The 12,140-nt window shown below is 62.7% G+C and carries 14 protein-coding genes; 11 read left to right on the forward strand and 3 right to left on the reverse strand.

The features are described 5' to 3' along the window. Nucleotides 1-85: 85 nt before the first annotated feature. Nucleotides 86-1,012 (forward strand): DnaJ C-terminal domain-containing protein, encoded by a 927-nt coding sequence (locus AC1DYO_RS11900; protein ID WP_477263352.1) that lies wholly within the window; start codon nucleotides 86-88, stop codon nucleotides 1,010-1,012. Between the two features lie 145 nt (nucleotides 1,013-1,157). Here the strand turns inward: AC1DYO_RS11900 and AC1DYO_RS11905 are convergent, their stop codons facing one another. Next, nucleotides 1,158-1,793 (reverse strand): TetR/AcrR family transcriptional regulator, encoded by a 636-nt coding sequence (locus AC1DYO_RS11905; RefSeq protein ID WP_477263354.1) that lies wholly within the window; start codon nucleotides 1,791-1,793, stop codon nucleotides 1,158-1,160. 185 nt (nucleotides 1,794-1,978) lie between these two features. Here AC1DYO_RS11905 and mddA point away from each other — a divergent pair, with 185 nt between their 5' ends. The 3 genes from mddA (at nucleotide 1,979) to AC1DYO_RS11920 (ending at nucleotide 4,392) form a co-directional block, all read left to right on the forward strand. Further along, nucleotides 1,979-2,713, forward strand: coding sequence for a methanethiol S-methyltransferase (gene mddA, locus AC1DYO_RS11910; RefSeq protein ID WP_477263356.1), 735 nt, complete (start codon nucleotides 1,979-1,981; stop codon nucleotides 2,711-2,713). A gap of 226 nt (nucleotides 2,714-2,939) precedes the next feature. Continuing rightward, on the forward strand, nucleotides 2,940-3,758 hold the full coding sequence (fabI, locus tag AC1DYO_RS11915; protein WP_477263358.1) for an enoyl-ACP reductase FabI: 819 nt from the start codon (nucleotides 2,940-2,942) through the stop codon (nucleotides 3,756-3,758). A gap of 46 nt (nucleotides 3,759-3,804) precedes the next feature. Beyond that, nucleotides 3,805-4,392 (forward strand): histidine phosphatase family protein, encoded by a 588-nt coding sequence (locus tag AC1DYO_RS11920; RefSeq protein ID WP_477263360.1) that lies wholly within the window; start codon nucleotides 3,805-3,807, stop codon nucleotides 4,390-4,392. Nucleotides 4,393-4,473: 81 nt separating this feature from the next. Here the strand turns inward: AC1DYO_RS11920 and AC1DYO_RS11925 are convergent, their stop codons facing one another. Beyond that, nucleotides 4,474-4,728, reverse strand: a complete 255-nt coding sequence (locus AC1DYO_RS11925; RefSeq protein ID WP_023747552.1) for a DUF1344 domain-containing protein — start codon at nucleotides 4,726-4,728, stop codon at nucleotides 4,474-4,476. 185 nt (nucleotides 4,729-4,913) lie between these two features. Between AC1DYO_RS11925 and aroC the strand changes: the two genes are divergently transcribed. Both aroC and ribB read left to right on the forward strand, forming a co-directional pair. Then, nucleotides 4,914-6,029 carry a chorismate synthase gene (aroC, locus tag AC1DYO_RS11930; protein WP_477263362.1) on the forward strand — a complete coding sequence of 372 codons (1,116 nt, stop codon included), beginning with the start codon at nucleotides 4,914-4,916 and terminating at the stop codon, nucleotides 6,027-6,029. 80 nt (nucleotides 6,030-6,109) lie between these two features. Next, the gene (gene ribB, locus AC1DYO_RS11935; protein WP_477263364.1) at nucleotides 6,110-7,210 is read left to right on the forward strand and encodes a 3,4-dihydroxy-2-butanone-4-phosphate synthase; all 1,101 of its coding nucleotides are present in this window, start codon (nucleotides 6,110-6,112) and stop codon (nucleotides 7,208-7,210) included. A gap of 333 nt (nucleotides 7,211-7,543) precedes the next feature. Here the strand turns inward: ribB and AC1DYO_RS11940 are convergent, their stop codons facing one another. Then, entirely contained in the window at nucleotides 7,544-8,767 is a 1,224-nt protein-coding gene (locus tag AC1DYO_RS11940) for an MFS transporter (protein ID WP_477263366.1), read from the reverse strand. Nucleotides 8,768-8,886: 119 nt separating this feature from the next. Here AC1DYO_RS11940 and AC1DYO_RS11945 point away from each other — a divergent pair, with 119 nt between their 5' ends. From AC1DYO_RS11945 to AC1DYO_RS11965, 5 genes are all read left to right on the forward strand, one after another. Then, nucleotides 8,887-9,495, forward strand: a complete 609-nt coding sequence (locus tag AC1DYO_RS11945) for a TetR/AcrR family transcriptional regulator (protein ID WP_477263368.1) — start codon at nucleotides 8,887-8,889, stop codon at nucleotides 9,493-9,495. Between the two features lie 93 nt (nucleotides 9,496-9,588). Then, complete coding sequence (locus AC1DYO_RS11950) at nucleotides 9,589-10,566, forward strand: hypothetical protein (protein ID WP_477263370.1); 978 nt, start codon at nucleotides 9,589-9,591, stop codon at nucleotides 10,564-10,566. A 71-nt stretch (nucleotides 10,567-10,637) separates the two neighbouring features. Further along, nucleotides 10,638-11,564, forward strand: a complete 927-nt coding sequence (locus AC1DYO_RS11955) for a histone deacetylase family protein (RefSeq protein ID WP_477263372.1) — start codon at nucleotides 10,638-10,640, stop codon at nucleotides 11,562-11,564. A gap of 3 nt (nucleotides 11,565-11,567) precedes the next feature. Continuing rightward, nucleotides 11,568-11,819, forward strand: coding sequence for an exodeoxyribonuclease VII small subunit (locus tag AC1DYO_RS11960; RefSeq protein ID WP_112396785.1), 252 nt, complete (start codon nucleotides 11,568-11,570; stop codon nucleotides 11,817-11,819). Nucleotides 11,820-11,864: 45 nt separating this feature from the next. Further along, complete coding sequence (locus AC1DYO_RS11965) at nucleotides 11,865-12,131, forward strand: DUF2277 domain-containing protein (protein ID WP_112563862.1); 267 nt, start codon at nucleotides 11,865-11,867, stop codon at nucleotides 12,129-12,131. The last annotated feature ends 9 nt before the right edge of the window (nucleotides 12,132-12,140 follow it).

Here is a 12,140-nt window from a genome sequence, read left to right on the forward strand (position 1 = left end):
TAAGCCTGTGCGCTACTGGAATTTCTTCCTATGCAAGCGCATATAAGGGGCAAGTTGGATTCACTCTTTTTCCAGGGCAGGACGCATGCGCGACCCCTATGAGGTGCTGGGCGTTGCCAAGAACGCATCGGCCAAGGACATAAAATCGGCCTACCGCAAACTCGCTAAGAAGCATCATCCGGACCAGAATCCGAATGATCCCAAGGCGAAGGACCGGTTTGCCGCTGCCAACCAGGCCTATGAAGTGATCGGCGACGAGAAGAACCGCGGGGCGTTCGACCGCGGCGAGATCGACGCCGACGGCAAGCCGAAATTCCAGGGTTTTGAGGGCGCAGCCGGCGGCGATCCGTTCGGTGGCTTTCGCCGCCAGCAGGGCGCCGGCGGCTCGCGCTTCGAATTCCGTTCGGGCCGTCCGGGCGGCGATCCGTTCGACGGCAACAGCGACATCTTCAGCCAGATCTTTGGTGACGCCTTTTCCGGCGCGCGCGGCGCCGGTGCCGGCGACCGCCGCCAGCAGGCGACGGCCGCAGATTTGAACGTGACGCTCGACGTCACCATCGAGGAGATGGCGACCGCCGAAAAGGTGACCGCCATGTTCCCCGACGGGCGCAAGATCGCAGTCAAGCTGCCGGTCTATGTCGAAGACGGCCAGACCATCCGGCTGAAGGGCCAGGGCGAGCAGGGGCCGGGACAGCCGGGCGATGCGCTGGTCAAGATCCACATCCGCAGGCACCCGCGCTACCGCATTGAGGGTCGCGACCTGCATGCCGATCTGGAGGTAGCGTTGGCCGATGCGGTGCTGGGTGCCAAGGTGCCGGTCGACACGCCGACCGGCAGGCTGGCGGTCAACGTTCCGGCTTGGTCGAGCTCAGACAAGGTGCTGCGGCTGAAGGGCAGGGGCTTGCCGGAAAAGGCCGGCGGCCATGGCGATCTCTACGCCCATGTCCGCATCATGTTGCCGGAAGGTGGCGACGGCGAGCTCGAAGCGCTGATGCGCGGCCGCAAAGGCTGACGCGGCTTCATTTCGCCTGCTAGAGCAATTCCAGGAAAAGTGTGAGCGGTTTTCCCGGGAAAAGCGCGTAGCGCTTTCCCTAGGGAATTGCGTCAAAACAAAGAGATAGAGCGTTTCGCCGTTTCCGTGAAACGGTGAAAACGCTTTAGGCGTCGGGCGCAGCTTCCTCCATCCGTCGGATGGTTTCGCCGAAGCGACGCAACGCCTGCCGCACCGGGACATGTGGGCTCTCGATCTCCAGCAGGATCATCGTCTCGCTGCCGAGGAAGGCGGCGCTGACCAAGCTGGTCACTTCGGCGGCGGAAAATGGCCCGAGGCCGCCGAACCGCCGCTCCGCCTCTTGCGCCAGTCCCTCCAGCAGTTCGAACCAGCCGCGCAGGTCACGGCGCACCGCCTTGGCGATTTCGGGGCTCGACAGGCTTGCCGCGATCATCTCGTGCAGGATCCGGACATAGCCGGAGGCCAGATCCTCATTGAGGAAATCGCAGGCGCGCTCCCAACGCTGCCATAGCGGCATCGGCGCAGCAAACGTCTCCGCCTGGCGCTTCAACAGCCCCTCGTTCAGATGATCGAGCAGGGCCAGGAACAGCCGTTCCTTGGAACCGAAATGATAGTGGATCTGGCTGAGCGGAACACCGGCGATCTCGGCAACGCGGCGCGTCGACAGATCGGCATAGCCGCCTCGATAGAGGCACAGCTCTGCTGCCGAAATCAGTTCGGCGCGGGTGTCGCGCTTCGGCTTGTTCTGGGGTGAAGCAACGGGTTCGGCAGCGTCCGTCATGCGGCGTGCCTACCGCATGTAGCGGCACAATCTGGGCGGGTCATAGCTTCTCCTGTCCGGGCTGGACGTCGCGCCACTCTATCTCGGTCGAGCGACCGATCAAGTTGACTTGCTATAAGATTTATGGTTTTTGACGCGAATTCGGTCGACCGACCGAATATTGGTGCTTGCATGGAGGGGCAGTCATGGCGGGCGTAATCACCCTTATCTACGGCGTTGCCGCATACCTGATCTTCCTCGGCTCGTTTCTCTATGCGGTTGGTTTTGTCAGCAATACAGCCGTACCGAAATCGATCGATTCGGGAATCGCGGGAAACCCGGTCGAAGCCATCATCATCAACGCCTTGCTGCTCGGTCTTTTCGCCGCCCAGCACAGCATCATGGCGCGGCCGGTGTTCAAGCGCTGGTGGACGCGGATTGTCCCGCACACAGCTGAACGCAGCACCTATGTGCTTTTGGCCAGCCTCATCCTGCTGCTGCTCTACTGGCAGTGGCGGCCAATCCCCGGTCCCGTCTGGACGGTCGAGAATCCGATGTGGGTCGCCATCATCCAGTGCGTGTTCTGGCTCGGCTGGGCGGTTCTGCTGATCAGCACCTTTCTGATCAACCATTTCGAACTGTTTGGCCTGCGCCAGGCCTTGGCGGCGTTGCGCAAGACGGAACCGGCGCCGCCGGTGTTCAGGACACCGCTGTTCTACAAATGGGTCCGGCACCCGCTTTATGTCGGGTTTCTTCTGGCCTTCTGGGCGACGCCGTCGATGACATGGGGCCATCTGCTCTTCGCGGTGGGCAGCACCGGCTACATCCTGCTCGGCATCTTCCTCGAGGAACGCGATCTCATCGCGATGTTCGGCGATCAGTACCGCCTCTACCGCAAGCAGGTGGGAATGCTCATTCCCTGGCGCAAAGTGACGGAATAGGGTCGCATCCGGTGCCGACCGACCGATTCGGCTGGTCGGTCGCGGGCCTGGGCCGTCGGGGCGCGCTGGCCGCAGTGAGCCATTTGAAGCTCACAAACACGTTACATACCCCCAATCGTTGTTTGCCTTGTGTCTGAATTGAACGCGCGGCCCGTCTGCGCTTGAAGCGCCTTTCTGCCTGTGCGATAGGCACTCCAAAGCAGAAAATCTTTCGGAGAGCGCTGACATGGCGGGTGGACAGGGCCTTATGGCCGGCAAGCGCGGGCTTATACTGGGCGTCGCCAACAACAGATCGATCGCCTACGGCATCGCCAAGGCCTGCGTCGACCATGGCGCCGAGATCGCGCTGACCTATCAGGGCGAGGCGTTCAAGAAGCGCGTCGAGCCGCTGGCGGCGGAACTGGGCGCCTTTGTCGCCGGCCATTGCGACGTCACCGACCCGGCGAGCCTGGATGAAGTTTTTGCCAATGTCGCCAAGCATTGGGGCAAGCTCGACTTCCTCGTCCATGCCATCGCCTTCTCCGACAAGGACGAGCTGACCGGCCGCTATGTCGAGACGACGCGCGACAATTTCCTGCGCACCATGGACATTTCGGTTTATTCCTTCACCACCATCGCCAAGCGCGCCGAGGCGCTGATGACCGATGGCGGCTCGCTGCTGACGCTGACCTATTACGGCGCCGAAAAAGTGATGCCGCACTACAACGTCATGGGCGTCGCCAAGGCCGCGCTGGAAGCCAGCGTGCGTTATCTCGCCGTCGACCTCGGCGGCAAGAAGATACGCGTCAACGCCATCTCGGCCGGCCCGATCAAGACCTTGGCCGCCTCCGGCATCGGCGATTTCCGCTACATCCTGAAGTGGAATGAATACAATTCGCCGCTGAAGCAGACCGTCACCCAGGAAGAAGTCGGCGATTCCGGCGTCTATTTCCTGTCCGACCTGTCGCGTGGCGTCACCGGCGAGGTCCACCACGTCGATTCCGGCTATCATGTCGTCGGTATGAAGGCGGTCGACGCGCCGGACATTTCGACCGTCAAGGAATAGTCCTGCCGCAGTTTCCGCTTGCCCGCCCTGACACCCGGAAGACCTGATGGTTCCGCTCGTCTACATCGTGCGCCACGGCCAGACGCAGTGGAATGCAGAGGCCCGGCTGCAGGGCCAGGCCGACACCGATATCAATGCGCTCGGCCGCGAGCAGGCGACCCGCAACGGACGGCGGTTGGCCGGACTGATCGACAATCCCGGCGATTTCGATTTTGTCGCCAGCCCGATGAAGCGGACGCGTGAGACGATGCAGCGCCTGCGCGCGGCAATGGGGCTCGATCCGGACGCCTACCGCACCGACCCGCGACTGGTCGAGGTGCACTTTGGCGATTGGCAGGGCTTTACCTTTGCCGAACTTGAGGCGCACAGCCCCGGCTCGCCGAAGGCGCGCCGGCGCGACAAGTGGAATTTCCAGCCGCCGGGCGAGGGCGCCGAAAGTTACCAGATGCTGCTCGAACGGGTGAAGCCCTGGTTCGACGCGCTGGACCGCCAGACGGTCTGCGTCACGCATGGCGGCGTCATGCGGACCCTCTTCAGGATGGTGGAAGGTGTTTCCGAGCACGAAGCGGCAAACCTGGAAATGCCGCAGGACCGCGTGCTCAGGCTGCAGGACGGGCGTCTGCAATGGCTTTAGGGCTGGAAGCCTAAAACCTCGAACAGCCAATCGCCACCAAACAGGACGCTCGTCCTGTTTGGTGCGCTCCGGACATAAATACTATTCGGTATCCGGCAGTTCCATGTCGGTGACGACGTTCTCGCCATTCGTCACGTCATAGGCAATGACGATATCCATGCCGGGCTTCAGCGAGTCGAGATCGGTCTCGGCGTTGAGCTTGTAGGACTTGCCGTCCTCCAGCGTCAGCGTCAGCGCGTCCTTGTCGACCTTCTTGATCAAGCCTTCGGTCTGGCCAGCATAGGCGGCGGTGGAAATCAGCAACATGGCGGCAGCAGCGCCGATCAGGGTACGCATCGTCGTCCTCTTTGTCATTGCGCCTGCACAGGTAGCGGCGAGCTTTTCAACGGGCGGATGGAAGAGAGCAGAAACCAACCGAATGTGTCAAAACTAAAACCGCCGGATCACAGTTTGACCCCTGGGGAAAACGCCAATAGAACGCACCCTTGATCCGGTTCCGCTGCCGGGCAGGGCAAAATTCCATGTCTCACAACACGTTCGGCCATCTGTTCCGCGTCACCACCTGGGGCGAAAGCCATGGCTCGTCGCTAGGCTGCGTCGTCGACGGCTGCCCGCCCGGCATCCGCTTCACGCGGCAAGATATTCAGACCGAACTCGACAAGCGCCGTCCTGGCCAGTCACGTTTTGTGACGCAGCGCCGCGAACCCGACGAGGTCAAGATCCTGTCTGGCTTCATCCTCGACGACGACGGCGAGACGATGATCACCACCGGCACGCCGGTCTCGATGCTGATCGAGAATGTCGACCAGCGCTCCAAGGATTATGGCGAGATCGCCCGCCAGTACCGGCCCGGCCACGCCGACTACACCTATGACGTCAAATACGGCGTGCGCGACCATCGCGGCGGCGGCCGCTCCTCAGCCCGCGAGACGGCAGCGCGGGTGGCTGCTGGTGCGCTCGCCCGCAAGGTGGTGCCCGGCATGGTGGTGCGCGGCGCGCTGGTCTCGATGGGCGAAAAATCGATCGACCGCGCCAACTGGAACTGGAATTTCATCGGTGACGCCGAAAACCCATTCTTCACCCCCGATCCGGCCTCGGTTCCGATCTTCACCAGCTATCTCGACGGCATCCGCAAATCCGGCTCCTCGGTCGGCGCGGTCATCGAGATCGTCGCCGACGGCGTGCCGGCCGGCCTCGGCGCGCCGATCTACGCCAAGCTCGACCAGGACATTGCGTCCGGCCTGATGTCGATCAACGCCGTCAAGGGCGTCGAGATCGGCAACGGTTTCGAAGCCGCCCGCATCACCGGCGAACAGAATGCCGACGAGATGCGCATGGGCAATGACGGCAAGCCGGTCTTCCTGTCCAACAATGCCGGCGGCATTTTGGGCGGCATCTCGACCGGCCAGGCCATCGTCGCCCGCTTCGCCGTCAAGCCGACCTCGTCGATCCTGACGCCGCGCAAATCCATCGACAAGGACGGCAACGACGTCGACGTCATGACCAAGGGCCGCCATGACCCCTGCGTCGGCATCCGCGCCGTGCCGATCGGCGAAGCCATGGTTGCCTGCGCCATCGCCGATCATTATCTGCGGCATCGAGGACAGACGGGAAAGGGAATAGGCAGTAGGGAATAGGCAGTAGGCCAGCCCGACAGCCCTTTTTCTTCCTTAATCCCTACTGCCCAATCCCTATTTCCTACGAGCGAAGCGAGCCAATGCCTTACGATCAGAAGAAAATCGTCGAAGCCATCCGCGCCTTCGAACGCGGCGAGATCGTCGTCGTCATGGACGATGACGGGCGCGAGAATGAGGGCGACCTGATCGTTGCCGCCGTGCACTGCACGCCGGAAAAGATGGCCTTCATCATCCGCCACACCTCAGGCATCGTCTGCACGCCGATGCCGCGCGAGGAGGCCAAGCGGCTGAACCTGTCGCCGATGGTCGCCGACAATGATTCCGCCCACACCACCGCTTTCACCGTCAGCGTCGATTTCAAGCATGGCACCACGACCGGCATTTCGGCCGAGGACCGCACACTGACCGTGCGCAACCTCGCCAATGGCAATGTCGGTGGCTCGGATTTCGTCCGTCCCGGCCACATCTTCCCGCTGATCGCCCGCGAAGGCGGCGTGCTGATGCGCTCGGGCCATACCGAAGCCGCGGTTGATCTGTGCAAACTTGCCGGCCTGCCGCCGGTCGGCGTCATTTCGGAACTGGTCAATGACGACGGCACCGTCAAGCGCGGCCCGCAGGTGGCGAGCTTTGCCGAGGAACACGGCCTAAAGCAGGTTTCGGTCGCCGACCTCATTGCCTATCGGCAACGCAAGGAAACACTGGTCGAGCGCGTCGCCTGTTCCGAGATCGACACGCTTGGCGGCAAGGCGCAGGTCTTCACCTACACACTGCCCTGGGATTCGATGCACCATGTCGCCATCGTCTTCGGCGATATCCGCGACGGCGAGGATGTGCCGGTGCGGCTGCATTCGGAGGATGTGGTGACCGACGTGTTCGGCACCAGCCACCGGCTCGACGCCATCATGAAAGCGATGGGCGAGCGCAAGCGCGGCGTCATCGTCTATCTCAGAGAGGGTTCCGTCGGCGTCGCCCATCAGGAGCGCAAGCGGCCGCAGAGCGGCGACCGTGAGGATCACGAAGAGGCGCGCCGCCGCGAGAACGAATGGCGCGAAATCGGCCTTGGCGCCCAGATCCTGAAGGATCTCGGCATTTCCTCGATCAACCTGATCGCCTCTCGCGAGCGCCACTATGTCGGGCTTGAGGGCTTTGGTATTCACATCGCCAAGACCGAGATTTTCTAATCCCAGGCGCTGGGCTTAGCGGATCGCAAGCGCCTGCGTTTAGAGTCGCTTGCTTCGGAGATTGGCATGAGACGCCCATCTCTTCGTCATCCACGGGCGAAGCAAGGAGCGCAGCGACGCGGCGCAGACCCGAGGATCCATGCCGCGACTTTTACGTGCCGCTACGGTTCAGAATTCTGCTCCGCTGCACTCTACGGCAGAGGTAACGGCATGGATTCCAGGGTCTCCGCGACGGAGCTTCGCTCCTGCTTCGCCCTGGGATGACGACGTCCCGGAGGTCGCCGCCAATTCTAAAACGTCGGCATTATCGAAACGGCTGAATGCTTGTCCACGTTATTCCGCGGGAACGGCGGCAGCGTCGCAGCCGTCCAGATCGCATGTGTGGGTGGCCAGGCTGCGCTGGCCGGCGAGCACGGTGACCAGTGCAATAGTGCCTGAAGCCACCGAAACCCAGAACCCGTTCCGGGCGCCGAACTCATCCACCACCGCGCCGGCGGCAAACGAGCCGAGCGCCATGCCGATGCCGATGCCGGTCATCACCCAGGTGATGCCTTCGGTCAGCATCGCTTCCGGCACGTGCCGCTCGATCAGGCCGAAGGCGGTGATGAAGGTCGGCGAGATCGCCACGCCGCTGACGAACACGGTCAGCGCCAGCAGCGGCACAGTGCCAGCGGTGAGCGGCAGCAGCGTGCCGAGCGCGACGAGCGCGACCGCGATGGCCAGCTGGCGTTGCAGCGGCGCCTTCAGATTGAGCGCGCCGACGACGAGGCCAAGCACGAACGATCCCAGCGCATAGACGCCGATGACGAGGCTGGCGGCGCCGGGCTGGCCGAGCTCCTTGGTGATCGCCACCGTGCTCACTTCCGTCGTGGCGAAGGTCGCGCCGACAAAGATCAGGGCAAAGGTGATGATCTGCACTGGCCGTAGCCGAATGGCCGAGCCGCTCGTGACATGATCCACCGGACGCACTTGCGGCTCGGTCGAACGCTGCAGGATGAAGGCTGTCGAGCCAATGGCGAGGAACAGTGTGCTGACCAGAACACCAGCTTCCGGGAAGAGGGCGGCACTCAAGCCCACCGACAGCGATGCCCCTGCAATGTAGACCAGCTCGTCCGCCGCGGACTCGAAGGCGAAAGCGGTGTTCATCTGCGGCCGGCCGCGAAAAATCTCGGTCCAGCGCGCGCGCACCATTGCTGGCATGCTGGGCATGGCGGCGGCAGCCAGCGCCGAAACGAACAGTGTCCATTCCGGCCAGTCCTGATTGGCTGCCGCAATCAGCACCGCGAAGGCGAGCACGGTGACGATGGTGGTGGGAACCACGATCCGCGTCTGGCCGAGGCGGTCGACCAGCCGTGAGATCTGCGGCGCCACGAAAGCGTTGCTCAGCGCGAAGGTCGCCGACACCGCACCCGCCAGCCAGTATTCGCCGCGCGTCTGCGCCAGCATCGCGACGATACCGATCGGCGCCATGGCGATCGGCAGGCGCGCCAGGAAGCCTGCGGCAGCAAAGCCCTTGGCTCCGGGGGCGCGAAAGATTTCCGAGTATGGGTTTTGCATGGCTGGTTCCTCGACAAAGGCCAATTCGACAATTACATACGATGCGTATGATTGTTAAATAGTTCATACGTCGCGTATGTCAATTGGCATACGAAGCGTATGTGGATAGGTCCAGAGCCATGCACAGACCCCGCAAGGAGATGATTGCCGAAACGCGCGCCAAGCTGATCACGGCGGCCCGCCACGCTTTCGGCACGATCGGCTATGCCGAAGCCTCGATGGACGACTTCACCGCATCAGCCGGGCTGACGCGCGGCGCTCTTTACCATCATTTCGGCGACAAGAAGGGGCTGCTGCAGGCGGTCATCGCCGAAATCGACGGCGAGATGGCGGTTCGCATAAATGAGATCGCGTCGAAAGCGCCGAGCCGCTGGCAGCATTTCGTCGACGAATGCACAACCTATATCGAGATGGCGCTGGAGCCGGAGATTCAGCGCATCATGTTCAGGGATGGCCCGGCCGTTCTGGGGGATCCAGCGCAATGGCCGAATGCCAATGCCTGCGTCGGTTCAATGACCGATCATCTGACCAGTCTGCAACAGGAGGGGGTGGTCGTGCCCGGCGTCGACCCCGAAACCGCCGCGCGGCTGATCAACGGCGCCAGCAGCCAGGCGGCGCAGCGGATCGCCAATTCGAGCGACCCCGAAGCGACGTCGAAGACCGTGGTGGTGGCCTTCAAGCAACTGCTCGAAGGACTGCTCAAAAAGCAGGGTTCGCAGCCGGTCTGAACTCTTACCAGCCGAGACCCGGCATTTGCCGAGATTGACAATTCCGGACCCGGGTTCATCCTCCGCCTCCATCTCTGAGGGGAGATTCGGGGTATGTGGGATTTCGAGATCGGCAGGTCGGTGTCCATCATGATCAGGACATGGCCGTTCATCGTCTTTCGCATGATCGTCTATTTCGGCATCACGCTGGCCTACATCGTGGCGACCGGCAGCGGCGCCTCGGTCGGCTATGGCGTCGGCCACATCTCCACCGATCCCGACGGCCCGCTGTCCTTTGCGCTCTGGGGCGGCATCGTCGGCATCGGCGTCGTTTCGATCGCCCTCTACTGGGTCCGCGAATACATCCTCTACGTCGTCAAGGCCGGCCATATCGCCGTCATGGTCCATTTGATCGACGGCCGCGACATTCCCAATGGCCAGGACCAGATCGCCTACGCCAAGGATGTGGTGAAGGAGCGTTTTGCCGAGGCCAACATCCTGTTCGTGGTCGACCAGCTGGTCAAGGGCGCCATCCGCGCCATCACCGGCCTTATCGGCGGCATCGCCGCTTTCCTGCCCATTCCGGGCCTCGGCGGCCTGGTCGCTTTCATCAACACGGTGATCCGCCTGTCGCTGACCTATGTCGACGAGATCATCCTCGGCTACAACATCCGCATCAACTCGTCCTCGCCCTTCGAAACCGCCCGGCAAGGCGTCGTGCTCTACGCCCAGAACGGCAAGACCATGGTCAAGAACGCCGTCTGGCTGGCTGTCATCATGTGGGGCGTGTCCTTCGTCATCTTCCTGCTGATGCTGGCGCCGGCCGCCGCCATCATGTGGTTCATACCGGGGCAGCTTGGCGGCTGGGCGTTCGTGCTCGCCATCCTCCTTGCCTGGGCCTTCAAGGCGGCCTTCATCGAACCCTTCGCAATCGCTTGCCTGATGCAGGTCTATTTCAAGACCATCGAAGGCCAGGTGCCGAACGCTGAATGGGACCGGCGGCTGGCCGAGGCGTCGTCCAAGTTCAGGGAACTCAAGGACAAGGCGCTGGCTTCCTTCGGCGGCTCGCGCTGGACGCAGCCGAGCACTTAATCTCTGTTGAACGTCTTGATGGCGCGGCGCCAAACCATGGTCAAAGCGGCCGGGCGCGCCTATATCGGGTCATGGTCACAAGGCTCTACACCCATCCGATCTTTCTCGAACATCTGACGCCGCCCGGTCATCCCGAGCGGCCAGATCGCCTGCGCGCCATAGAGCGCGTGCTCGACGACGAGGCCTTTGCCGCACTCGATCGGGTGACGGCGCCGGCGGGTGACGAGGCCACCATCCTTTATGCGCATCCTGAGGATTTCGTCGCCCGCGTCCGCGCCGCGATCCCCGAAAGCGGCATCGTCCCGATCGACGCCGACACCAGCGCCAGTCCGAAAAGCTGGCAGGCGGTGGTCACCGCGATCGGTGCGGCCAATGCCGCCGTCGACGACGTCTTCGAGGGCCGCGTTGCCAATGCCTTCGTCGCCGCGCGTCCGCCCGGTCACCACGCCGAAAAGACCACGGCGATGGGCTTTTGCCTGTTCAACACCGCGGCGATCGCGGCGCGTTATGCGCAAAGGAAACACGGCGCCGAGCGCGTCGCCATCGTCGATTGGGATGTGCATCACGGCAACGGCACGCAGGATATCTTCTGGGACGACCCGTCGGTGCTCTATTGTTCGACGCACCAGATGCCGCTTTATCCCGGCACCGGCGCCAAGAACGAAACCGGTGCGGGCAACATCGTCAACGCACCTTTGGCGCCGCAGACCGGCTCGGACATGTTTCGCGATGCCTTGCTGTCGCGCGTCCTGCCGGCGCTCGACAATTTCGCCCCCGATTTGATCATCATTTCCGCCGGTTTCGACGCCCACCATCGCGATCCTCTGGCTGAGATCAACCTCAGCGAGGACGATTTCGACTGGGCGACCGGCCAGCTGCTGGAACGCGCCGGGCGCCACAGCAGCAACCGGCTCGTCAGCCTGCTCGAGGGCGGCTACGATCTGCAGGGTTTGGCATTTTCGGTCGCCGCCCATGTCGGGCGGCTGATGAAGGGATAGGGTATGGCTGGCGAAGCAAACGAAGACGTCAAGGCGATGAGCTTCGAGCAGGCACTCGACGCGCTGGAAAAGATCGTCGATGATCTCGAACGCGGCGACGTGCCGCTCGATCAGTCGATCAAGATCTATGAGCGCGGCGAGGCGCTGAAGGCCCATTGCGACCGGCTGCTCAAGTCGGCCGAAGACAAGGTCGAGAAGATCCGGCTGTCGCGCGACGGCAAGCCGGTGGGAACGGAGCCGCTCGACGCGGAGTAATTTGTCAAACGGGGCGGGCAGAGAAAGCAGGTAAGGAGTTCAAGCATGTGCAGAAACATCAAGACCCTGTTCAATTTCGATCCGCCGGCAACCCATGACGAGATCCGCGATGCAGCCCTTCAGTTCGTGCGCAAATTGAGCGGAACGACGCGGCCCTCGCAGCGTAACCAGGCGGCCTTCGACCGCGCCGTCGAGGCGATCGCTGAATCGGCGCATGAATTGCTGCATTCGCTCGAAACCAACCATCATCCGCGCAATCGCGAAGAGGTGGCGGCCAAGGCAAAAGCCAAATCGGCGTTGCGCTTCGCCTGAGGAAATCCA

The sequence above is a fragment of the Mesorhizobium sp. P2_F5 genome (assembly GCF_056403715.1).